The following is a 24,012-nucleotide window of genomic DNA, read 5'->3' as shown; positions in this document are numbered from 1 at the left end:
AACTCCTGTTATGCCAGACCAACGTTTCGAACCAATTCTGCGGTGCGCGTTGCGTATCCCATTTCATTGTCGTACCAGGCGTAAATCTTCACCATTCGTGAGCCAACCACCATGGTGGATTGTGCATCAACGATGGTTGAGCGTTGGTCGCCTTTGTAATCGATCGACACTAACGGACGTTCCTCAAAGCCAAGAATGCCTTTTAGCTCCCCTTCCGACGCCTCTTTCAGCAAAGCATTCACTTCTTCTGCTGTGGTATCGCGTTTTACATCGAAGATGATGTCGGTCAATGACGCATTCGCCAACGGTACACGTACCGCGTGGCCGTTAATCTTGCCTTTTAAATCTGGGAAAATTTCCACAATCGCAGTCGCACTACCGGTAGTGGTCGGGATAAGACTCATGCCGCACGCACGAGCACGGCGCAGATCTTTATGTGGCGCATCCAAAATGGTTTGCGTATTGGTCAAATCGTGAATTGTCGTGAAAGAGGATTGCTCAATGCCCAACTTCTCATGAATGACTTTCACCACAGGCGCTATACAGTTTGTTGTGCACGAAGCGGCTGTCACGATACGATGTTTTTCAGGGTCGAAAATATGATCGTTCACGCCAACAACAATGTTCGCAATGCCTTCTTCTTTCACTGGCGCACTCACCACCACGCGCTTCACACCTTGATCGAGGTATTGGTCTAGGTACGAGGTTTTGCGGTGTACACCTGTCGCTTCAATCACAACATCGCAGCCAGACCAGTTCACAGCGTCGATATCACGTTGCTGAGTCGTGGCGATGCGCTTGCCATTGATGACGAGCTCATTGCCCTCAACCTGCACTTCATGGTGCCAACGACCTTGCACTGAATCGAACTCTAATAAGTGGCCAAGCGTCGCTGCATCACCTGCGACATCGTTGATTTGCACAAACTCTAACTCTGGCCAATCGAATGCCGCTCGCAGTGCTAAACGACCAATTCGGCCAAAGCCATTAATGCCTACTTTAATTGTCATAGTTTTACCCTTTAATCTTCTACCTTGAATCTCTGTTTGCTATTAACAGCAAGCCTCACGACTTTTATCGTGCAAGCGTGTGATGTCGTCTTGGTACTCTTGCTTCAAACAGTTTGATGCCACTAAGTCTTCAATCAGCTTACGCATCCAACCTGGTAATTGCTGCGATAACTCGTAGTACACCCATTGCCCTCGGCGTTTATCCACCAAGATGCCACTGGAGCGTAACTGAGCAAGATGACGAGAAACTTTCGGCTGACTCTCTTGCAACGCAAACGCCAAATCACCCACGCAAGTTTCGCCTTCACGGGCCACCAGCATTAAACAACGTACGCGCGTTTCATCGGATAACAGCTTGAAAAACTGATGTGGAAGCATAATAAACATACCTATATATGGATATGCGTATATATTTATTTAACTCTGAGATGTCGTCAAGAGTGATCCCATCATCGTCATAAAAGTTTCACATCGAAACAGCCAATAAAGATTGAGAGAAGAACGGTTAGAGAGAATAAAGATACGGCAGAAATTTACGCGGTTGCGACGTTTTGACTCCAGCGAACCGCTTCGCCTAACGAGAGCTTGACCTCTTCCAAAGACAATCCCAACTGCGTCGTGATTTTTTCAACGCCTGACCAGTCGGCACGCTCGTAACACTCTTCGAGAGAAATCAGCGCACCATAAACCCCCTTGCGATGTAATAAGGCTTGTTGTACGGATTCGCTAAGTGGCAATTGCTTGACTAAAGATTCCACCGACAAATCAAGCATCGCATCTAAAATCGATAATAAGCCGACCATAAACCCTTGTTCGTTGAGGTGGGAAAATGGCTGATAACGCGACATTAATTGGCAGAACTGCGCTCGTTGTAATGAAAGGTGATACAGCTCTCGAGGCTTGTTACTAGAGATATACGACGCCACGACCAAGGAGACAAACTGCTTAAGATTATCCTGACCAAGGTAGATCAAGGCCTGACGAAACGAGCAGATTTCGACAGCGAGGTTCGGCGCTTGCGTATTTACAAAGCGCAATAATTTGTACGACAACGCGACATCTTGCGTAATGATGGTTTCAATACGAGTAAAGTCTGGCTCTGGTGAGCAGACTTCACGAAAAAGCTGTAGCGCTAACACTTGCTCAGGGCTCACGTATTTTGTTTGCGAAACTAATGGCTTACTAAAAAAGTAGCCTTGGAAAAACTTAAAGCCAGCCGCTTTGGCTTGCTCAAACTCTTCTGCGGTTTCAACACGTTCCGCCAAAAAGTGATATTTGACGCGTTTAGCAAGGTGAGCTTTGACCAACGCACACGCTTTTTCCAGCCCCATTGCCATGATATCGAGTTTAACGATGTGCACGTAAGGTAAGAAGCGACACCACTCCGGCGTTAAGGTGAAATCATCCAGCGCGATCAAATAACCTTCTCGATACAACTCGCGAATCGCATCGAGAAGATCATCGGTCGGCTGGCAAGTTTCCAGGACTTCGACGACGATTTTGTTTTTTGGCAAGCTGCGCGGTAAGCGGCGCACCAAGCTTTGATGAGGAAAATTGATAAAGCATCGCGAAGAAGCAATCACTGGGTTAGTGCCCAGTGATAGGAAATTCTCGACAATTAATCGGTATGTTGCTCGGTTTGACTCAATATGCGAAGGGTATGCGTTACTCTCCCCATCTCGAAACAACAATTCATAACCCAGCGTCTGTCTTTTGCGGTTAAAGATCGGCTGGCGAGCAACATACGTTGTATTCATGCTAAAGAAGGACCTATAAATGGCTTATGACTTTGCAGCTGCTAATAATGCACCACAACCCATAAACATTGAACCGAAGACTTTGTTTATTTTCCCCATGATTTTATCGGAGCGAATAAAACGTCCCATTTGCGCCGCCAAGGTGGTGTAACCCAACATCACGCACGCGTCGATCACAACAGTCGTAACACCAAGCACCAACAGTTGCGTCAGTTGGTCTTGTGCCGGGTCAATAAACTGTGGAAACAACGCCACCAGAAAAACAATCGATTTAGGGTTCGTCAGGTTAATCAAAATAGCTTTGTACAAGAGTGCCATGCCAGACATGTCTTTGTGGCTCTCAGCCGCCACCAAGCTGGAAGTGTCTCGCCATTTCTGGATACCCAACCAAACCAAATAAGCCGCGCCAACCCATTTAATGACAGAAAATGCCGTTGCCGATTGTGCGACCAGCGCACCAATGCCCGCCCCAACTAACGCAATGTGAATGGCCAAACCAATTTGGAGACCGATCACAGCCCCCAAAGATTTGCGAGTACCGTAACTCAAACCATTGCTGATTGAGTTCACCGTGCCAGACCCCGGAGCCAAACTAAAAACGATTGCAGTTACTACATAAGCTAACCAGACGTGGGTATCCATTGCATTTCCTCACTAATTCTTCGATGATACATCGCGTAAACAACGTATCTTCAGGTAATCGACTAATGGCTACTAACCATTCACCTTTGACTTATACTCAAGAGTCATTATTTGAGCAAGCAATTGGTGGTCCGATCGCGGCACTTTGGCAAACTCGCCAAGAAGGCTTTGTTAAAGGAACTGAGAAAAAGAACATTTACTGGTGCAAACTGACCAACCCAGAACATAAAAAAGCCGTGCTCATCGTTAATGGGCGCATTGAGTCTTCCTGGAAATACCAAGAACTGTTTTACGATCTCTATCGCCAAGGCTTCGACGTCTATTCCTTTGACCACCGCGGACAAGGTTTATCAGATCGTCTATTGTCTGACTCAGATATGGGTCACGTCTATGACTTTACTGATTATATTGACGATATGGACGTGGTCGTAAACAAACACGACCTTAGCGACTATCAGCAATGTTTCATCATTGCCCACTCCATGGGCGGCGCAATCGCTACACGTTATCTGCAAACTCACCCAGAACATCCCTTTACTGGTTTGATTCTCAGTGCGCCTATGTTTGGTATTAATCTGCCATGGTACTTATCGCCAATAGCGATTCCAGTGACACAGATTATGTCAGCGGTATCGACTTTGCCACGTTATGCGCCAGGACATCAGGCCTACTTTCCTAAGCCCTTTGAAGATAACCCGCTCAGCCAAAGCTATGGTCGCTACCAATGGTTCCGAAATCTCTATACGGAAAAACCGGAACTGCAAGTCGGTGGACCGAGCACACGATGGGTATGGCAAGGGCTAATGGCAGCAAAACAATGCTTTTTATTGACTCGCCAAGTCAAAGTACCGGTGCTCCTGATTCAAGCTGGGAACGATCGTATTGTCAGCAATCTGGCACAAAAACGTTTTATCGATAAATTGCGTAAAACCAACCCACATGCGGAGCTACTTTCTATCGAAGGCGCACAGCATGAGATCTTATTCGAGACCGACCAGTATCGTAATCAAGCACTCGATGCGATCTTCCGCTTTATGAATGACCCGAAATCATCGCCAAACGAAAAAACATAATAAGAACTCTAGGCGACCATTTCACGGCCATGATTAAAGAGGAAATGTCTGCACATTGATTTACCCTCTTTTTCATCCTCATTTTGACGTACACTGCTTGGGTCTGGCTGCGTTGAACCATGCAGATGCAACCGACCAAAGTTCCCCCGCATTCGGAGCAGCATGATCTAGTCAGTCTGCTGTACTCCGTTTGCAATCACCTGTTCCACACTATCCAAACCGTTTACGAGGACTTCATGAGCACATCGCTACCTTGCAAAGAGATCACTAAAATCGTTGCCTCTGATCTGGATGGCACGTTACTCGCACCAAACCATCAGCTCAGTGCTTACTCAAAAGAGACGCTAAAAGCGCTGCATGAAAAGGGTTACACCTTTGTCTTTGCAACAGGCCGTCACCACGTAGACGTTGCGAGCATCCGTCGTCAGGTCGGTATTCCGGCTTACATGATCACCTCGAACGGTGCCCGTGTGCATGACCAGGAAGATCAGTTGATGTACAGCGAGAATGTCCCTGCAGAACTGGTTCAAGGCGTGATCGACACGATCAAGCACGATCAAGAAATACTTATCCACATGTATCAAAATGACAGTTGGTTGATGAACAAAGACGACGAAACATTGCGTGATTTCCATGACGAATTCACATACGTCTTATTCGATGAAGACCAAGCACCAACTGACGGTATTGCGAAAATCTTCTTCACCCATCCAGCACAAGACCACGAACGCTTGGTGGTGTTTGAAAACAAACTACGTGAACAATTTGGCGATAAGCTGAATATTGCGTTTTCAACACCATGGTGCTTGGAAGTAATGAGTGCAGGTGTGTCTAAAGGCCATGCTCTTGAAGCGGTAGCGAAAAAACTCGGCCTCACGTTAGAAAATTGCGTGGCATTTGGTGATGGCATGAATGACGTAGAAATGCTGTCGATGGCAGGTAAAGGATTGGTCATGGGTACATCACACGAGAAAGTGATGAAAGCATTGCCAAATAACGAAGTGATTGGCAGCAATGCAGAAGATGCGGTTGCACACTACCTACAAGATCACTTGCTGTAAGCTGCAATACTCCAAACAATAACAAAGGGCTGCACATTCGCAGCCCTTTTCTTTTATCGCTGACTTGGCAACTTCTCTTTGCAAAGGATCGCTTCCCACTCTTCTTCTGTCACAGGCATGATCGACAAGCGATTTCCACGTTTCACCAATGGCATGTTCTCAAGTTCTGGCATCGCTTTCATCACCGATAACGGAATCACTCGCGTCGTTTTACGCACGAATTCGACATCCACCATAATCCAACGCGGGTTGTCTGGGTCTGACTTTGGATCGTAATAATCACTTTCAGGATCGAACTGGAAATGATCGGGATAGGCTTCTCTCACGACTTTAGCAATACCGGCAACGCCAACATTCTTGCAAGAAGAGTGATAAATCAGGACGAAATCGCCCACCTTGACTTGGTCACGCATCATATTGCGCGCCTGATAATTACGAACTCCCTCCCAACATGAAACCTTTTGGGTTCGAAGCGTGTCAATAGAAAAGGTATCTGGTTCAGTTTTAAATAACCAATATGCCATAATGCCATCCGATGCCGATTGAGTAACAATAATGAGGAAGATATAACATGAAGGCTTTGAAAAACCCAGTGGCGCTTGCCACTCTGCTGGTTCTGCAAGCATGTAGTTCGCAGCCGCCACATTCTGGCGCTGCCGACCCAGCTTCTCCACCAGCCACCTTAGATAAGCCTGACACCATTCAACCTCAAACCTTTATGCTACGTGGAAAAGTGATCGTCGGTCACGAGAGCCAATACATCATGCCTTGTGGCAGCGACAAGCAATATTGGTTACAACTGTCACCACAGCAAATGCAACGAGCAATTCAGTTAAATAACGAGCCTTACCAGACCATGTATGGCGAGGTTATCGGCCATCTCAACCCACCGGGCATCGATGGGTTTTCTGCTGATTTCGATGCTAACTTTGTCGTGGAACAAGTGAACTTCCTCACAACGAAAAGTCCAAACCGTTGTCAGCAACCAAACAAACCAACTCGCGTGTTTGGCAATGAGCCTTCTTGGTCGGCAAGCTTTGAGGCTAATGGACTGACATTCCAGCCAATCGGCAAACAAACCACAAAATTAGCGATTAAGAGCAGTCAACTTCAACCTCGCCAGCGCACATATCAACTACAAGATGGTGAACTTCGCCTAACAGAAAACCTCTGCTCAGATACGATGAGTGATTCTTTGTATGGCTGGAAAGCGACGCTAAAACATGATGGCGACACTTATCAAGGTTGTGGTACGGCTGCAAACGTGGACGCTACGCTTGGCTGGGCCAATACCTATGTCGCGACTTCAACCCAATCACAAGGTTTTGAGGTGCAAATGACCTTAAACCCAGACCACAGCGCCACAACAAAATACAGCTACGCCAATGGGCAAGCACCGTTAATCGAACGTGGGTACTGGCAACAATTAAGTCCGTCTCAGGTTCAAGTCGTCATGACGCATCATCAACAACAAAAACTGATGTCAGAGCGACTGTTTACGCGAGAAGGCAATCAGCTCAAAGCGACCAAAGAAAAAGTCGGTAACTTGGTATACCCAATCGCCGATGGTGGTTTAGTGCTTTACCCTGCCACCACTCGTGATGAGGGCATGATGCAACCAGCCGAGAAACGCGCCAACAAGCCCATCAGCAGTGCAGACGTACCTTCTAGTGCGGAGTTTGACTCCAAAGTAGATGCCGCCGTGCGCAACTACTTCTTCATTCACCAAACCAACCCCAACAACAACCAGTACCGTTGGCTAACTTACGACCTCAACGGCGATGGTAACGAAGAGCTATTAGTACAGCTGGATTGGTGTGGTTCCGGTGGCTGTACATTGCTGATATTTGAACATCACGAAAAAGAGTGGCGCTTCAATAGCCGCATCACACTGGTACAAAGCCCGATTATGCTCGGCCAACAAACCTCCCATGGTTGGCGAGATCTGATTTTTAATGTCAGCGGTGGCGGATCTAAGGCAGCCCAACACGTGATGCAATACAGTGGGGTTAGCTACCCACTCAACCCAAGCATGGCACCAACGGCAACGCAAAACCAAATCAGTGGCGTGCGTCTGTTCTCGGATGGGGTTAGCCCTGTGCGCGAAGGAGTTCGTCTGTAATGTCGCAACCGTGTCCAAATTGTGGTTTTCAATTCAACTGTATGTGCTCACTGGTGCCGAAACTTACCAGCGAGCACAACATCTTGCTGTTGATGCATCCGAATGAACTGACGCGTGATACTAATACCGGCCAGCTACTAGAGCAGTGCCAACTCAATATTGAGCGAGTAATCTGGGACCGAAAACAACCACCAGCAGACTTGCTCGCTCGATTAGCTGATCCGTCGCTGTATCCAGTGCTTCTATTCCCAAGTGAAGAAAGCGTCACACTCGAACATATGGCGCTCCAAAGCCAGCAACAAACCAAAAATCCGCTGTTTATTATTTTGGACGCTACCTGGCAAGAGGCGCGCAAGATGATCAACAAGAGCCGTTGGTTAGAAAGTATCCCTACTATGGCGCTGTCTACATCGGCAGACTCGCAATATCAGCTGCGACGCAACCAACAACAAGGTAACCTGTGCACGTTTGAAGTCGCTGCACATTTACTCGGACAACTAGGCGAGCAAAATAACCAGCAAAAAATGCTCACATTCTTTGCTCACTACCTTGCACTATTTCAAGCCGAAAAAAGTGGACACGCTCTCAAGCAATCACCGAGCTAACGCAACTAAAACCGAATTGCTCAAAATAAAAAACGCAGCCAAGGCTGCGTTTTTATTTAGAATGGTTTCACGTGAAACAGCATTAAAATAATCGGGTCGGCTCACCCAGATAATAGCCTTGCAGATAGTCGACGCCCATATCCTGCGCGATTTTGCACACCTCTCGATTGTGGACAAACTCCGCCACCGTCTCCGCGTTAAACACCTGACATAAACGCACCAACTGAGAAGCTATTTTGCGCTGCTTTAAGTCTTTATCGATATCACGAATCAAGCTACCATCGAGCTTTATGACTTCCGGCTCCAGCTTTAGGATTTCATCAATATTGGAATAGCCTGAGCCAAAATCATCAACAATGATACGCGCTCCTAAGCTTCTAAAATGACTGCATACTTCGATCATTCGACCGTAGTCTTTGATTTGCTCAGATTCCAACACTTCCAAACCAATTCGCCTAGGGTCATTGAGCTGACAAATTTCATGCTCTAAAAGCATTAAAGTTTTATCACTAAGCAAATCTTGCGGCGATAAGTTAATAGAAAAGTCACCTTGCTTATCTCGCATGTAATGTAACGTAGAATGGATCATGTGCCGACTCAATCGAGTATAAAGGTGCGTATCGGAAATAATAGGCAGGAAGCGCCCTGGCGCAATTACCGTTCCATCCTCCTCCAAAATGCGAACCAAACATTCTTGGCTTGCCAATTTATGGCTATCCGCATGCACTATCGGCTGGCTATAGGTGATGATGTTCTGTTTGAGAATGGCTTTACTGACGCAACTCAACCATCCAAGCTGCTCTTTACGCACATCCTCACTGACTTCGATGTCTTTCGCATTGCAGATATGGGTATTACTGCGCACACCGGAACGCCTCGCTTCAATGCCTTTAAGCAATAGCTCATCCGCAGAAGCTGATGGAAAATCTCGACGACTTACTAAGCCGCCGCACAGCGAGATAGAAAGATAATCTATTTCGCGCAGACCAATTGGCTCAAAATTAGTTTGCTCTACCGCGTCGGCAAAACGAGTAAAGTGCTGTTTGATGGTTTCGCTGCTTTGGTCAGCTTTAAATATGAACGCCCACTCACCAACCCCAATACTATAAAGCTGCAAAGCCGTTGGCATGCCAAAACGCTTTCGCAGTCGATTCGTAAAGTGCATTGAGAGGTCTTTAAGTAGCTGATCCCCTACTCTATAACCGTATTTTTCATTGATATGGCTGAAGTTAAGTAGCTTTAGAGTCAGCAAGTGCTCATCCAAATCGATGCTACTCAGCCGCTCTTGCAGCGCGACTCGGTTTTGTAATCCAGTGCGACTATCTCGCCGATAGCTTTCTTGTAACTTGCGCGTTTGGCGATCGAGTTGATACCCCATATGCGCGTTCATATGGTTGAGGTCGCCAATCGCATTTCGAATCAAGCTAAACAATGGTGAAATAGAGGAGCTAACGGGCGACTTAGGCAAGTTCAATGCTTGTACTTCGTCTCCCTCTCGCATCGCTAAATACGTCAGACTGTGATGAAGAATTTCTGGCTGTCCAATACCGCCATGCAGTTCCCCCATACAATAACTACCAAACGTCGTCGCGATATCTTTGAAGGCTTGGACTTCGTCGCTGCTGTCAATAAAGTCTAACCGTGACGCGCAGTTAAAAATCATCACGACTTCAGGTTGGTGCATGGCTAACTCAACCACACCATGTCGCACCTGTTCGAGCGTTAATGAGGGGTGGTTATAGCAAAATTGTACTTCGTCACCAAGACACCAAGGCCTGTCGAAACTCATACTGCCATCAGCGTGTAGCTCCGTTACCGTGCAAACTTCCTTACGCCCCAAACTTTCTCGATACAAAGGAAAGCTGAGCAGTTGACTCAGCGTCACGTCATGCCCATCCGCCAAGTAACGCTTGTATACGTCCAACGCTTTCTGTTCACCTAAGCAATACAAGCGCGTTCCTTTTGCATGGGTGACTTTATGTGGCATGCCAATCGGGTTCCATTCCGAATACGCATCTGTCCATAGCTTCAAGGTATCGCTGTGCAAAGCTACGGCAACCACAGCGTTATCGTAAACTCGGTTTTGATATAGCACCCAGCATCCATCATCAATACTCTGCGCCAACCCTCCAGAGATCACGACTTCTTCACTAGCGAACGTTTGAAACAAGGGATAGTCACGTCGTTCAATTTGCACAGCAAAGCTGAGGATCACTTGCGAATTATGCTGCAACAGAAGCGAGCGTTTGAGCTCTCCACCATCAATATCGGGGGAGTAAGAGTAGGTTTGTACAGCAGAAGTAAGCGTGGTTTGTTCGAACTCAGTCACACTGATCAGGCAACCAGAGGTAAATATCTCCCCCTCCAGAATGACATTACGCGTACTATGCCCCATGACATGAGCATTCGGCAGCAACAATAAAACAGCGTCCGCAAGTGTGGTCGTAAAGTCGCGTGATTGAGTCGACAATATTTGCACCAAATATTGTTTACTTGAAGAGAACTGAGAAGTGACTAAAAAGTCATTTAACTGACTGACATCATAAACCAGTTTTGAAAAAGCTCGCATGCACCTACCACTGCCGTAACACTATCTTCACCACGACGTGTGGCGTTACTCTTTTTACTTAATAGTGAATAATTTACGTGGCTTTACGCTGCTTTTCTAGACACAAAATGAGATTAGAATGGATTAATGCGAAAGCAATTAAAAAAGTGTGAGTAACGGCTGCAAACTATTGATTTCAATATCAGGTAAAGTACGTGTTTTTGAATGGTTAATGACATTTTTATTCATATTATTGAACCAACAAGCCGCAAAACCAGCCGACTTTGCACCATGCACATCCGTGGTTAGGTGATCACCGACATGCAGAATATTCTCTGCTGGAATATCCAAGAACCGTTTCGCCTTAGCAAACATATCGGTGGCGGGTTTCGCCAACCCATCAGGCCCTGCTTTGAGTACACATTGAAAATACGGCGTTAAGCCAATTTTATCTAAATCGACGTTTCCGTTTGTGATCGCCACGAGCGGAACTCGCTCTCCCAGTTGTGTTAAAACATCTAAGCTTGATTGGGGCACTTCAAACTGACTGCGCCAATCCAAAGCGAGCTGCACACCCTCTTCAGCTGCGGCTTGAGCTTGCGCTTCATCATAGCCAACTGAAAGAAAACCATGCTTTAGCTGCACTAAACGCCAAAGCGTCACATCGCTTCTGAGATCCGGTCTCTGCTGGAGCACATGTTTTTTTACCTGCATCCAATCAGCCTTATCCATGTGCGCCACGGCTGGATGTGTTTGTTGCAACCAAGTCAGCAACTCACGCTCCATACGGATAATCACCGGGTAATTGTCGTACAGCGTGTCATCAAGATCGAAGGTCATGGCCTTAATAGGCTCGATACGGCGATAAAATTTCATACTTCGGCTCACTCCCCGTTCTTTTTACGTGCGCGTGGGTGGGCTTGGTCGTAGGCTTGCGCTAAATGTTGGAAATCCAAGTGCGTGTAGATTTGGGTCGTCGAAATGTTCTCGTGCCCTAAAAGCTCTTGCACCGCACGTAAGTTATTGCTGGATTCGAGCATATGTGTCGCAAACGAGTGACGCAACTTATGCGGACTAATATGGCTCGCCACAGACTGTTTTTGTCCCCATTCTGCCATACGTTTTTGCACGCTACGGTGCGAAATACGCGTTCCGAGTTTAGACACAAACAAGGCGGGTTCACCTGGTGCAGCAAGGTCACCCCTGACTTTCAACCACTTGGCAACCCATTCAGTTGCCATGCCAGAAAATGGTACTTTACGTTCTTTATCGCCTTTACCGATAACACGAAGCTCGCCACTGCGCAGTTGTACATCACGTACATCCACACTCACCAACTCAGCCAAACGCAAGCCTGCACCGTACATCAGCTCCATCATGGCGCGATCACGCACAGCCAACGGGTCGTCTTCGTTGACCTCAAGCAGTTGGCTCACTTCATCAACATCGAGGTTTTTCGGCAACGGGCGCTTTTTACGTGGCGCTGAAACCCCTTTGGCAGGGTTAGCTGACATCTCGCCACGCAGAATAAGGAAATCGAAAAAGCTACGCAGCGATGAGAGGCGCGTCGCTAAACTGCTGGCTTTCATGCCTTCCCGCATGCCCTTACCTGCTAATTGGCGCACCCAGCCTGCATCCACTTGAGACCAATCTTTAAGTCCCATTTCAGCCAAGTGCTGCGCCATGGTTTCTAGCTGCTGTTTGTAATTGCGTTGAGTATGTAGGCTGAGCCCCTTTTCGCTTCGTAAGAATTCATAGAAGCGCTCAAGAGGCTTTTGCAGACTATTTGGCAGAGGAGTGTTGGGAGTTGTCGTCATCGTAACTTTGCCATACCAATGTTTGAGCGAGATGTGCCACTACTAATGATAGGTGACGCAAAAACAAGGTATCCATATCTGGCTGAAAATGGCCGCCATCTTCACTAGAAAAAGCAAGCACGCCCAGTGTTTGCTGTTTCACGAGCGGCAGTACCACATAGGACCCCATTTCCGGCACATCCATATTGCCAAACAAAGCTTCACGATCCACTTTGCGAAGACGTCCTAAGTACGCGTATTTGCCATTTAAGTGGGTGGTCGCAAAACGTTGATAACTTTCCTTACTCAATTGAATCGATGCGTCGCATTGACTAAACAATCGAACAAACGCGCGTAAGCCCAGTGCTTTAGCTTTCTCTTCAATAGAATGAATGACTTGTTTAAAGTCACCACACTTTAGAATCTGCCCCTGCAAATCCATAAATTCGTAAAAGGTGCGATCGTTGTTCGCCGCAAGCGACATCAGTGTGGTGATCTCTTCCTCTAACTCTTCAATGCGCTGACGTTGGCGGTTCATTTGTATGTGCACCAAAGACACCGCACCCAAGTCTGAGTGTGGGAAAGATAGACGATCCACAAGCTCCGGACGCTGCACAAAAAAATCGGGATGATCTTTGAGGTACTCGGCCACCACTTCAGCCGTTAAGGCATCTGCTTCTACTTGAGACAAAACGTTTCCTTTTTCTTCTACTAGCAAGACAATTGACCATCAAATACATGCGTTGTAGGTCCGGTCATAAACAACGGCTTACCCGGACCTTGCCACGCAATTCGCAGTTCACCACCTGGTAGAGAAACCTTAACGTTTTCATCCAGCAGACCCTGAAGAATCCCTACCGCTACCGCCGCGCATGCGCCGCTACCACAAGCTTGTGTTTCACCTGCGCCTCGCTCGTAAACTCGAAGACGAATATGGTCACGACTCACCACCTGCATAAAGCCAGCGTTGACGCGCTCTGGAAAACGCTCGTGTGACTCAAGCAGCGGCCCTAATGTATCGACATCAGCAGTATCCACGTCATCGACCACCGTCACCACATGCGGGTTACCCATGCTTACCGCGCCACAGAACAGCGTTTTTTCACCAGCGCGCATGATGTAGGTTTTCTCTTTTTGCTTGGCTTTAAAAGGAATTTTGTTCGGCTCAAACTCTGGCACACCCATGTTGACCGTCACTTCTCCATCATCTTCGATGTTGAGAATCATCTTTCCTTTTTTGGTGCTTACGCTGATGCTGTACTTATTGGTTAACCCTTTCAAGCGAACAAAGCGCGCGAAGCAGCGCGCGCCATTCCCGCACTGCTCGACTTCACTACCATCGGCATTGAAAATCCGATAATGGAAATCAGTTTCAGGGTCGTAAGGGGCTTCTACCACGAGCAATTGGTCAAAACCAACGCCGGTATGACGATCCGCCAAACGGCGGATCAGGTCTTGCGAGAAAAACACGTTCTGGGTAATACAGTCGACGACCATGAAGTCGTTGCCCAAACCGTGCATTTTGGAAAAGTGGAAATGCATTTGTTGTGTGTTACTCCGGTAGAATCTGTTCCAGCTGCCACAAACTGGTCAGCTCCTCACGCTGGCGAACTAAGTGGCTTTGTTTACCATCCACCATTACTTCTGCCGCTCGGGTACGAGTATTGTAGTTCGAAGACATCACAAAACCATAGGCACCTGCTGAACGAACCGCGAGTAGATCACCTTCTTGCAAAACGAGTGCGCGATCTTTACCCAAGAAGTCGCCGGTTTCACAAATAGGGCCAACCAAATCGTAAGTCTGTGCTTCACCCGTGCGCGGCGAAACTGGCACGATATCTTGCCATGCTTGGTATAGTGCAGGACGCATCAAGTCGTTCATTGCCGCATCGATGATGGCAAAGTTCTTGTGCTCAGTATGTTTTAAAAACTCAACACGCGTTAGCAAGATACCTGCATTCGCAGCAATTGCTCGGCCCGGCTCAAAAATCAGCTCCAAGTCTTGGTGATTTTCAAGACGACCAAGTAACGCTTTGGCGTAATCTGAAGGCTGAGGTGGTAATTCATCACGATAGACCACACCTAAACCGCCGCCGACATCAAGGTGACGAATGTTAATGCCTTGCGCTTTTAAATCATCAATCAAGGCTAATAAACGGTCTGTCGCGTCGATAAATGGGTCGATATTGGTGAGCTGAGAACCAATGTGGCAGTCGATGCCTTGCACATTCAAGTTCGGCAGGCTTTGCGCGAATTTATAAACATCTGGCGCACGATCAAATGCAATGCCGAATTTATTGTCGCGAAGACCAGTCGAAATGTAAGGGTGTGTTTTCGCGTCGACATCTGGATTGATACGCAGAGAAATTGGCGCAATCACACCAAGCTCACCCGCAACCTTATTCAAACGTTCTAGCTCAGGCTCAGATTCAACGTTGAAACATTTGATACCTAGCTCAAGAGCACGCTTCATTTCTGCAGGTGTTTTCCCAACACCAGAGAAAACGACTTTCTTCGGATCACCGCCTGCGGCAATCACACGCTCAAGTTCACCACCTGATACGATATCAAAGCCCGAACCCAAACGCGCCAGTGCGTTCAATACGCCTAGGTTTGAGTTCGCTTTCACCGCGTAGCAAACTAGATGAGGATGTTGACCCACAGCACTATCAAACGCCTTCCAGTGGCGCTCTAGCGTGGCTCGAGAATATACGTAAAGAGGAGTGCCATATTGCTCTGCAAGAGCTTGAAGTGGGACGTCTTCGGCCCAAAGCTGGCCATCATCCTGATAGTTGAAGTAATCCAAAATTCGCTTCCCTTATTTTATTCGACTGCTGAACCCTAATTTCACCCTAAGGCGCGGTTATTTATTGTGATTGCTCATTCTGTTGAGTGTCATCTGGAATGTATAGTGAGCCAGACTGGCCACATCCCGCTAACGTCGCGGCAACCATCACAAACAACACAGTAACTAATTTTTTCATTTCGCATATCGTGATTATTGAATCAATGCCCCCTATAATCGCACCACACTCAGGAAAAGCAATAGGATAGACGGATGAACGATACTGAATTTCATCAACTGGTGGATGCGCAGATGCAAATCATCGAAGAATCCATCGATGATTCAGGCGCAGACATTGATTACGAAGTCACTGGCAACGTAATGACATTGGAATTTGAAGACCGCAGCCAAATCATCATTAACCGCCAAGAGCCGATGCATGAGATCTGGCTAGCGTCCAAATCTGGTGGTTTCCACTTCAAACTTATTGAAGATAAATGGACCTGCTCAAAAACGGGCATGGAGCTATTTGAAATGGTGAAGCAAGAGTGTGAAAAGCACGCGGGCGAAGCCATTGATTGGGCATAATGTCCGTCAATCGTCACCAAAACAAAAAGAGCACCGAAGTGCTCTTTTTGTTTATTGATACGGGTTTAATTACGCGTTTACCGCTTTCGTCGGACGATGCGGCGAGCAACCATCATTACGATAAGGGATGATATAAGCATTGCCCTCTTCAGGATGGATAATCTGGTAGTACTGCGGCAGGTTAAAGTTGATAAATTTCGACGCAACACGACTGTCATCTTTTACGGATGTGTAAAAGCTGTTCACAGACGAAATCATCTCGTCTTTGGAGCCACTAAACTGGTGATACACTTCAACTTGGTTTGACTCATCCAACACATAAATATTGAAGCCATCTTCATTATCTTCAAAGAAGAATTGCACCAGACCTTCACTGGCAAAACCATCCACCGCTTCTGGCATTTGATACTCTTGCTCACGATCGAGCATTAATAGCGGCGAGCCTTTAAGTTTGTTAGTAGAAATGCTGCGATAGAAATCAATTGAGTTTTCTAACTTCTGCACCGACACACCACGACGTTCAAAGAACAGCCCGTAAGTTTGGTTACCAAGGCGCATCGCTTTAAAGCGGCGGCGTTTTTCTTGCTCTACTGGCTTCAAGCGTAAGTCGATACATTCCGCTAAAAGCTGGTAGACCATATTACGCATCACACCACGCATGTTCTTCGCATAACAGAACACATCCACCGATTCTGGTGGCAACGCGTCTTGGTGCATTTTGCCCAGAATGGTTTTCAGTGCGTCCAGCATCGCCGTTTCCCCTTTGAAATGCAGCGTACGCACTTCATGCCAGGAGTTACGGTAAACCAAGTCGACACTGCCGACTAAGTTTTTATGTTCCGGACCAAAACTGAAGATATCGGTATTTTTTACATCCACTTTCAGTGAACGGCCCGAAAGCTCTGACGTAGGATCATTTTCAAAGTTGATGAACATCGCTAGCTGGCTTATTTCACATGGGCTCGCTAATGCCTGCATCGTCGGACGGCGCTTACGCAGCGCAAAGGTATTTCGTAAGTCGCTCACCATTTGGTAGAACTTATCGATATCCAGTTGCGCTTCACGCACCACCGCGTGCAAACGAGTCGACTCGGTGATTAAACCATTAAAGAATGCCCAAGAGACTAACTTGCTCAAGTATTCATGATGTTCTAAGTATGGCTGCCCCAAAATGCGGTGCGCGATCAGAGGTTGTTTATAGAGATACCAACCAGACTTGTTCACACCACCATCTTTCACTTCGATGAAGCTTAAATCCGGTTCATGCAAATCAGGGGAAATCTGCGGGTTGAGCAACGTCACTTTGCCCGGCAATACTTCAAAAGCGGCGTAAAGCTTACGAGCCAAAATACTGATGTCTTGCGGGCTGATAGCGGAGGTAATGTCGTTGCGACGCGCAAATTGAATCAAATTACGGTAGCTCTGCATCAACGCATCCAGCAACGCATGATGCACCACTTTTACCTGTTCAACTTTCCAGTTGCGGCGATCATCGAGCTCAGCAACAACGCTGGCATCCCAATCCCATTTTGCAATCATGTCGCTCAGCGCTTCACGGCGCCAAGCCACTGAACCAACATCCGGTTCACGCGACAACTTTTCATGGGTTTTGAGATAGAAGCAACGGCGCACCAAATCCAAACGAGTGTCGTCTTGGATTCGCTCTAAATAGCGAGTCACTTTTTCCAGCATTAAGTAGTATGCATCCATGCCATAGAGGTCTGGCTCATGGGCAAAGAAACGACGCTTGGTGTCGATGCTTAACAGTTGCGTATGTGGGTACTCCCACGAATAAGCTTCAAGCAGAATGGCTTTTAATACCGATTTGTAGGGAGAATCGATACTTTTGTATAGCTGCCACAAGTTCGAGCCGAAGTACTCTTCAGCAGGAATGCGGTTCAATTTGCCAAAGTCGATCCATTCACTACAGTCGATGTAACCATCACTGCATAATTGAGAAACGTACTCATCGTAACACTCTTCCATTTCTGGCGGCACTATTTGCCATAATAAACGCTGTCCAGCAATACGCACCGCGCTGCGATAGAATTCATCAAGCAAAAGTAAGTGCTGAGATGAGCCACAGTTATCACCTGTCATCTCTTCAGAATGGTTGCTTCTAAAGCGTTCTTCATCCATTAAGAAGAAGTTCGCCTCCACCCCTTGGCTTTGTGCCCAGTCGGTGATCAGCAAGCATTTATTGGTCAGCAATTCTCGCTCGTCACAATCCATATCTGGCGAAATACACACCCAAATATCTAAATCACTAGAAGTACTTTGACCAATTGATGAGGTACTGCCCATGGTGTATAAGCCCAAGATAGCCGGCTTCTCTGCCGTCTTAAGTGGCTGACCAATCGCAAGTTGAATGTCATCAATGAATTGCTGCTGAATGCTATTTAGCGCCAGCCCATGCACACCAAACGGGACATCGGCATCGTAATAGCCAGGAATCACAGGGTGGTTGTAGTTCAACAAGGCAGGAATCAAGTGGAAGACTTGCTGGCTTTGCGAATCCATAAGCGCCAGCGCGCGATCAACTCGCTGCTGATTCAAATTATCTAGTCGCTGAATGATTTTTTGGGTGTAAGCCTGCAAGGGGAATTCCTTGGTTGAACAATCACGAAAATCTGCTGACGTTTTAAACCAAAACGGCCTAAAAACGTGATCAATTTAACACTTTTATTGGTGCGGGTAAAGTTTCACGCCCACGCACCACTCAGGATGCAAAACCATACTTTAGTCACAAAATTAATCGCGCGGTAGTGTCGCTCTTATTACCTATTACTAATAATAGTCCTTAGTCTAATTGAGAATCCAGTCACACTATTTTCATAACGTCATGTAATTCCATTCATAGCTCTCAGAGATAACGAACTAACAGTAAGCATTTCTTGATGAGAATGGTAGGATAAACCCAAATCCAAACAGCATTGAGAAGATCATGACACAATCCACACCTATTCGCATTGCAACTCGAAAAAGCCCTCTTGCTTTATGGCAAGCTTACTTTGTCAAAGACGCCCTTCAAGCCGCTCACCCTGGTTTGGAAGTCGAGTTAGTAACCATGGTGACCAAAGGTGACGTGATTTTAGATACACCGCTAGCAAAAGTTGGCGGCAAAGGCTTATTCGTAAAAGAGCTTGAAGTCGCAATGCTAGAAGGCCGTGCAGACCTTGCCGTTCACTCAATGAAGGACGTGCCCGTCGATTTCCCGGAAGGTCTTGGTCTCGTGACCATTTGTGAACGTGAAGACCCTCGTGATGCTTTCGTCTCCAATACCTATAGCAACATTGATGAACTCCCTCAAGGTGCAGTGGTTGGTACTTGCAGTTTGCGCCGTCAATGCCAACTGAAAGAATATCGTCCAGATATCATCATTAAAGAGCTTCGCGGTAATGTGGGCACTCGCCTTGGTAAACTAGATGCGGGTGAATACGATGCGATCATTCTTGCTGCGGCTGGCCTTAAACGATTGAAACTTGAAGAACGCATTCGTAGCTTTATCGAGCCAGAGCAATCATTACCTGCGGTAGGCCAAGGTGCTGTCGGTATTGAGTGCCGCCTTGACGATGAAAGGCTGCTTAAGCTACTTGAGCCGCTTAACCACCAAGACACCGTAGACCGCGTTTTGTGTGAGCGCGCAATGAACCTGACGCTAGAAGGCGGCTGTCAGGTACCTATCGGCAGCTATGCCCTGCTAGATGGCGATAACATTTGGCTACGCGCATTAGTTGGCGAACCAGATGGCAGCGAAATTGTTCGTGGTGAAATCCGTGGCCATCGTAAAGACGGCGAAACGTTAGGAGTGCAGTTAGCCAATGAACTACTGGATAACGGCGCTCGTGAAATCCTAACTAAGCTGTACGCAGATCACGAATAATCATGGCAGTGTTGGTCACTCGGCCGGGAGAGCAAGGCAGCGCGCTTTGCTCTCTGCTCGAAAGGCACGGCATTTCCGCATATCACCATCCTCTGATCGACATTGTCGCCGATCTCACGGACACGCACCTCTCTAAACACCTGCATCAAGCTCAAATTGTTATCGCTGTTAGTCGACATGCCGTGCAATGTGCACAGCAAATCTTAGCCAGCAACGAGACATCATGGCCGAAACAAGCCATTTACCTTGCCGTTGGTCAAAAAACAGCACACTATTTAAGCAAATGTACCCAACAGAAAGTACACTATCCCCAAGTCAGTGATAGTGAACATTTATTGCGACTGCCAGAGCTCAATAATGTGGCCCAACAACAGGTTCTTATCCTTCGTGGGAACGGTGGAAGAGAGCTGATCAAAGATGCATTGGTGAGACGTGGCGCAAAAGTTCACTATAGTGAGACTTACAAGAGAGAATTCATCCCATTCGATCCAGTAAGCTGTGTCTCACTATGGAAAACCCTACAAATTGACCAGATCATCGTCACCAGTGGTGAGCAACTGGATTATTTGTGCAGCCAATTGACGTCAGAGCAATTGACTTGGCTTAATCAACAAGAGTTGTATATCCCCAGTCAGCGTATCGCTGACATCGCACTTCAAAGGGGGTTCACTCGGGTGAGATGCACGGGAAGCGCATCCAACCAAGAATTACTGGCGGCTCTCCAGCCCTAGCTACACAGGATATAGGCATGACAAGTAAAAATAACGACCAAAAAAATAACGATAAAAACCTTTCCGAAGAAACCTCATCGGCACCGATAGCCGAAAAAAGCACATCGCAGCAGGATGCGGCCCCTAAAAAAGAACAGCCAAAAGTGGCCGAGCCCCCAAAAACAGCCGAGCCAGCCAAAGTCGAATTTGAAGAAAAACAAGGCAAGCGCGGAGTTAAACTAGGCACAGTCGCTATCATCTTATCGATTATTTTTGGCGGTGGCCTCGCATACAAGCTACATCAGCAGCAAGCCGATTACCAAGCGCAGATCGCCCAACTAAAAAGTCAACTAGAAAGCACTCAAGCTTCCATGAAGCAAGAGCTCAGCCGGGTACAAGAAGAAACCATCGAGAAAGCAACGACCGTGACACACAAAGCGGAAGTGGTACTGGGACAGCAACAGAAGAGCATTGAAAGCTTACAGCTTGCCGTTGCCGATGTGAAAGGTCGCCGACCAAACGACTGGCTACTTGCTGAAGCCGATTACCTCGTCAAATTAGCAGGTCGTAAACTGTTCTTAGAGCATGACGTAGAAAGCGCAACTCAACTAATGGAAAGTGCTGATCAACGCATTGCCGCACTGAATGACCCTAGCCTCGTCAAACTACGTAAAGCAATGGCGAACGATATCACCAAACTTCGTACTATCCCGCTGATTGACCGTGATGGATTGGTACTACGCTTAACTGCTCTGCAACAGCAAGTAGACAAGCTACCACTCGCCAATGCACTACTCCCAGAAGCAGAAGTCGTAGAGAACACTGAAGTGTCGGAAGATATTGCAAACTGGCAAGATAACTTAATGACCTCTCTGAAGGACTTTTCAGAAAACTTCATTACGTTCCGCACGCGCGATGGTAACGTCATTCCACTGCTTTCTCCTGAGCAACACTTTTACCTAAAAGAAAACATCAAAGCCAAATTGGAGACCGCAATAAAAGCGGTGTACCAAGAGCAAGGTGAAATTTACACCACGTCTCTAAAAACGGCCGATAAATGGGCATTAGCTTTCTTCAACCAAGACGATAATTCCGTTAAAGAGTTCAACAAAACTGTTAACCAGTTAAGCCAGCAAAACATTCAAGTGGAATACCCAACGAAACTGCAAAGTCAGTCTCAACTATCAGATGTCATCCGTGAGCGCCTACGTCGCGAAGTCACAACGATGACAGGTATGGAGGATAAGTAATGTTTCGTCTTATTTTCCTATTTGTTGTACTAGGTGCAGGACTATTTGTTGGCACTCAATTTTCTGGTCAGCAAGGCTATGTACTCATCTCCATCGCTGAGAAAACGATCGAGATGAGCGTAACGACATTGGTCGTATTCGTTATCGCAGCACTCGCAGGCCTTTTTCTACTTGAGTACCTAATTAAAAAGCTAGTTTACGCAAGTTCTACAACATGGAACTACTTCAGCGTGCGCAAAATGCGCCATTCCCGTCGATACACCAATGAAGGCATTATTAAACTCCTAGAAGGAGACTGGAAAGGTGCCGAGAAAAAAGTGACTCGTTGGGCGAATCATCACGACATGCCACTACTTTGTTACTTAGTTGCGTCTGAAGCTGCACAAGGTCAAGGTGATAAAGCAAAACGTGATCACTACCTAGAGCTAGCAAGCCAGCAAGAGAATGCTCATCTCGCAGTAGAGCTAACTCGTGCTAAACAGTTTATTCGCGATAACGAGTTCGAGGCTGCTTTCGATACTTTGCAATCGTTAAAAGGTCAGTATGCGAGTAATTCGATTGTATTGAACTTGCTGAAAACAACGTACATGCAGCTAAAATTGTGGCAACCTCTTATTGACCTCTTGCCACAACTCACCAAAGCAAAACTCATCACGGAAGAAGAACACGCAGAGCTGATTCAAAAGGCGCAATGCGGCTTACTCCATGAAGTGGCACAGCAGCAAGGTAGCGAAGGGCTTATTTCTCATTGGAATGGCCTTGCACGCAAAGTAAAACAAGACACACACCTAGTCGCCTGTTTTGCTCGTGAGTTGATAGCCCGGAAAGCAGATGCTGAAGCCTTTACTGTGCTAAAAGAAGCATTGAAAAAACAACCGGCTCCTGAGCTTTATCAACTACTGCCAGATCTAAACCTGCCAGATATCCACCCTGTCGTGGTTTTCTTAGAGGGAGTAGTGAAGAAAGAGCCAGATAACGCCGCTGCGCATAGCGCATTAGCGCACTTCTATTTCCGTCAAGAGAAGTGGCAAGAAGCCCAAGACCACTTTGAGATCGCCTTAAAGCTTCGCTCTGACGTCTCTGATTATGCATTCCTAGCAGACACACTAGAAAAGCAGAATCTAACTAAAGCCGCTCACGAAGTCTCTCGTAAAGCTCTCACGCTCGTCCAGAACGACTAAGTAGCAATCATCTAACCAAGCCGACAGTTTACTGTCGGCTTTTTTATTGCCTGTCACTCATCAACACGACACAAACCTGCAATATCCACTAGAGCTAATGCCCTTCAATCGCCTAAACCTCATTGAGAGCCTCATCGCTTCCAGCAGCACTCCATTAAGCCCAATAAAATCCTCTAAAAAATAGCTTGCACACTTTCTTCAAGGCAAACAACCAAATATAAGTTTCTAGGAAGGAGCTCTACTAACAAAATACAGGTAACTTGAAATAGTGCAGGAAGAAAAAATAGGTACATAAGCTCCAATACTCTCCATTCTCTTCAATGAAGGACTGTCCTATACAATGCTTAGAGAGTGTTTATTGTACCAACTAGGGCAAGATAGCGAAGAGCCATTAGGTAACACTAAGAGCGCTAACGCACGTAACATCGAGTAAAGAGTAAAGACAAGTCTCTTGTTAACAGAAACACTTCACCCTTAGAGGTAGGAATGCCAATACTCAGACTTGATGGTTCTCATTAGAAGATAAAGTTATGAACTTCTGTCGCTGCACAACCTGTGGATAGCGAGAACGCGCTTAAAGCAAGGCTTCTCAAGTGACATAGTGCAGGGATACCTAGTCCGGGGATACGATCAGCTAAGGGATTGATTCCAGTCCCTAACGAATTTCCAAGCGTCAGAAACGAAGAAAGCCTCGCTATTTCTAGCGAGGCTTCTGAATAGTGGCGGAGAGATAGGGATTTGAACCCTAGATACGCTATTAACGTATGCCGGTTTTCAAGACCGGTGCTTTCAACCACTCAGCCATCTCTCCACAAATTGTCATCAACAGATTAGTACACTGATGATGTTGTTACTTGTCTATGCAAATAACGATATTTAAAGCCTGGCGATGTCCTACTCTCACATGGGGAAGCCCCACACTACCATCGGCGCTATTTCGTTTCACTTCTGAGTTCGGCATGGAAATCAGGTGGGTCCAAAACGCTATGGTCGCCAAGCAA

General features: G+C 46.8%; 21 protein-coding genes, 1 tRNA gene, 1 rRNA gene and 1 pseudogene. 9 read left to right on the top strand and 15 right to left on the bottom strand.

The genetic code is table 11. The features are described from left to right. Window positions 1–8: 8 nt before the first annotated feature. The 4 genes from L3V27_RS21800 to rhtB form a co-directional block, all read right to left on the bottom strand. Window positions 9–1,010, bottom strand: a complete 1,002-nt coding sequence (locus L3V27_RS21800; RefSeq protein WP_005393824.1) for an ArsJ-associated glyceraldehyde-3-phosphate dehydrogenase — start codon at window positions 1,008–1,010, stop codon at window positions 9–11. Window positions 1,011–1,052: 42 nt separating this feature from the next. Further along, on the bottom strand, window positions 1,053–1,388 hold the full coding sequence (locus tag L3V27_RS21795) for a metalloregulator ArsR/SmtB family transcription factor (RefSeq protein WP_005393826.1): 336 nt from the start codon (window positions 1,386–1,388) through the stop codon (window positions 1,053–1,055). Between the two features lie 155 nt (window positions 1,389–1,543). Then, entirely contained in the window at window positions 1,544–2,767 is a 1,224-nt protein-coding gene (locus tag L3V27_RS21790; protein ID WP_237312713.1) for an EAL and HDOD domain-containing protein, read from the bottom strand. Window positions 2,768–2,791: 24 nt separating this feature from the next. Further along, window positions 2,792–3,409, bottom strand: coding sequence for a homoserine/homoserine lactone efflux protein (gene rhtB, locus L3V27_RS21785; RefSeq protein WP_005393828.1), 618 nt, complete (start codon window positions 3,407–3,409; stop codon window positions 2,792–2,794). 65 nt (window positions 3,410–3,474) lie between these two features. Between rhtB and L3V27_RS21780 the strand changes: the two genes are divergently transcribed. Beyond that, entirely contained in the window at window positions 3,475–4,482 is a 1,008-nt protein-coding gene (locus L3V27_RS21780) for an alpha/beta fold hydrolase (protein WP_047010230.1), read from the top strand. Between the two features lie 236 nt (window positions 4,483–4,718). Beyond that, complete coding sequence (locus L3V27_RS21775) at window positions 4,719–5,543, top strand: Cof-type HAD-IIB family hydrolase (protein WP_005393831.1); 825 nt, start codon at window positions 4,719–4,721, stop codon at window positions 5,541–5,543. A gap of 53 nt (window positions 5,544–5,596) precedes the next feature. Here L3V27_RS21775 and L3V27_RS21770 read toward each other — a convergent pair whose 3' ends face one another. Further along, window positions 5,597–6,067, bottom strand: a complete 471-nt coding sequence (locus tag L3V27_RS21770; protein WP_124009073.1) for an EVE domain-containing protein — start codon at window positions 6,065–6,067, stop codon at window positions 5,597–5,599. Window positions 6,068–6,114: 47 nt separating this feature from the next. Between L3V27_RS21770 and L3V27_RS21765 the strand changes: the two genes are divergently transcribed. Continuing rightward, entirely contained in the window at window positions 6,115–7,665 is a 1,551-nt protein-coding gene (locus L3V27_RS21765; RefSeq protein WP_237312712.1) for a hypothetical protein, read from the top strand. Further along, window positions 7,665–8,270 carry a tRNA-uridine aminocarboxypropyltransferase gene (locus L3V27_RS21760; RefSeq protein WP_237312711.1) on the top strand — a complete coding sequence of 202 codons (606 nt, stop codon included), beginning with the start codon at window positions 7,665–7,667 and terminating at the stop codon, window positions 8,268–8,270. Before L3V27_RS21765 ends, L3V27_RS21760 begins: the two co-directional genes overlap by 1 nt. Window positions 8,271–8,352: 82 nt before the next feature. Here L3V27_RS21760 and L3V27_RS21755 read toward each other — a convergent pair whose 3' ends face one another. The 7 genes and pseudogenes from L3V27_RS21755 to L3V27_RS21725 form a co-directional block, all read right to left on the bottom strand. Beyond that, on the bottom strand, window positions 8,353–10,839 hold the full coding sequence (locus L3V27_RS21755) for an EAL domain-containing protein (RefSeq protein WP_104971061.1): 2,487 nt from the start codon (window positions 10,837–10,839) through the stop codon (window positions 8,353–8,355). A 138-nt stretch (window positions 10,840–10,977) separates the two neighbouring features. Next, complete coding sequence (gene yigB / locus L3V27_RS21750; protein ID WP_237312710.1) at window positions 10,978–11,694, bottom strand: 5-amino-6-(5-phospho-D-ribitylamino)uracil phosphatase YigB; 717 nt, start codon at window positions 11,692–11,694, stop codon at window positions 10,978–10,980. An 8-nt stretch (window positions 11,695–11,702) separates the two neighbouring features. Next, a complete protein-coding gene (gene xerC, locus L3V27_RS21745) occupies window positions 11,703–12,635 on the bottom strand; it encodes a tyrosine recombinase XerC (protein ID WP_012841287.1) in 933 nt (310 codons plus the stop codon). Continuing rightward, window positions 12,601–13,332, bottom strand: a complete 732-nt coding sequence (locus L3V27_RS21740; protein ID WP_237312709.1) for a DUF484 family protein — start codon at window positions 13,330–13,332, stop codon at window positions 12,601–12,603. The genes xerC and L3V27_RS21740 overlap by 35 nt, the downstream gene beginning before the upstream one ends. After that, a complete protein-coding gene (gene dapF / locus L3V27_RS21735; protein WP_006743008.1) occupies window positions 13,326–14,156 on the bottom strand; it encodes a diaminopimelate epimerase in 831 nt (276 codons plus the stop codon). Before dapF ends, L3V27_RS21740 begins: the two co-directional genes overlap by 7 nt. A gap of 10 nt (window positions 14,157–14,166) precedes the next feature. Then, window positions 14,167–15,420: a diaminopimelate decarboxylase gene (gene lysA, locus L3V27_RS21730; RefSeq protein ID WP_006743007.1), complete on the bottom strand. Its 1,254-nt coding sequence runs from the start codon at window positions 15,418–15,420 to the stop codon at window positions 14,167–14,169. A 61-nt stretch (window positions 15,421–15,481) separates the two neighbouring features. After that, window positions 15,482–15,693 (bottom strand): annotated as a pseudogene (locus L3V27_RS21725) (lipoprotein). Between L3V27_RS21725 and cyaY the strand changes: the two are divergent. Beyond that, complete coding sequence (gene cyaY / locus L3V27_RS21720; protein WP_012841286.1) at window positions 15,673–15,987, top strand: iron donor protein CyaY; 315 nt, start codon at window positions 15,673–15,675, stop codon at window positions 15,985–15,987. The pseudogene L3V27_RS21725 and the gene cyaY sit on opposite strands and share 21 nt — an antisense overlap. Window positions 15,988–16,056: 69 nt before the next feature. On the opposite strand, the gene L3V27_RS21715 is transcribed toward cyaY, so the two are convergent. After that, on the bottom strand, window positions 16,057–18,585 hold the full coding sequence (locus L3V27_RS21715) for a class I adenylate cyclase (protein ID WP_006743006.1): 2,529 nt from the start codon (window positions 18,583–18,585) through the stop codon (window positions 16,057–16,059). 346 nt (window positions 18,586–18,931) lie between these two features. Here L3V27_RS21715 and hemC point away from each other — a divergent pair, with 346 nt between their 5' ends. The 4 genes from hemC to L3V27_RS21695 are packed head-to-tail and all read left to right on the top strand — an operon-like array spanning window position 18,932 to window position 23,011. Then, window positions 18,932–19,870 (top strand): hydroxymethylbilane synthase, encoded by a 939-nt coding sequence (hemC, locus tag L3V27_RS21710; RefSeq protein ID WP_005393847.1) that lies wholly within the window; start codon window positions 18,932–18,934, stop codon window positions 19,868–19,870. A gap of 2 nt (window positions 19,871–19,872) precedes the next feature. After that, window positions 19,873–20,601 carry a uroporphyrinogen-III synthase gene (locus tag L3V27_RS21705; RefSeq protein WP_074190035.1) on the top strand — a complete coding sequence of 243 codons (729 nt, stop codon included), beginning with the start codon at window positions 19,873–19,875 and terminating at the stop codon, window positions 20,599–20,601. Between the two features lie 17 nt (window positions 20,602–20,618). Further along, complete coding sequence (locus L3V27_RS21700) at window positions 20,619–21,830, top strand: uroporphyrinogen-III C-methyltransferase (RefSeq protein WP_053807592.1); 1,212 nt, start codon at window positions 20,619–20,621, stop codon at window positions 21,828–21,830. Beyond that, window positions 21,830–23,011 carry a heme biosynthesis HemY N-terminal domain-containing protein gene (locus tag L3V27_RS21695; RefSeq protein WP_005393852.1) on the top strand — a complete coding sequence of 394 codons (1,182 nt, stop codon included), beginning with the start codon at window positions 21,830–21,832 and terminating at the stop codon, window positions 23,009–23,011. Before L3V27_RS21700 ends, L3V27_RS21695 begins: the two co-directional genes overlap by 1 nt. A 720-nt stretch (window positions 23,012–23,731) precedes the next feature. Here the strand turns inward: L3V27_RS21695 and L3V27_RS21690 are convergent. Continuing rightward, window positions 23,732–23,822: transfer RNA gene (locus tag L3V27_RS21690), tRNA-Ser, on the bottom strand. 70 nt (window positions 23,823–23,892) lie between these two features. Next, window positions 23,893–24,009: ribosomal RNA gene (rrf, locus tag L3V27_RS21685) — 5S ribosomal RNA — on the bottom strand. Between the last annotated feature and the right edge of the window lie 3 nt (window positions 24,010–24,012).

The organism is Vibrio sp. J2-3(2022), assembly GCF_021725735.1.
GTDB classification, from domain to species: Bacteria; Pseudomonadota; Gammaproteobacteria; order Enterobacterales; family Vibrionaceae; genus Vibrio; species Vibrio diabolicus.
Note: the sequence above shows the minus strand (reverse complement) of the source record. Positions and strands in the feature narration are given on the sequence as shown.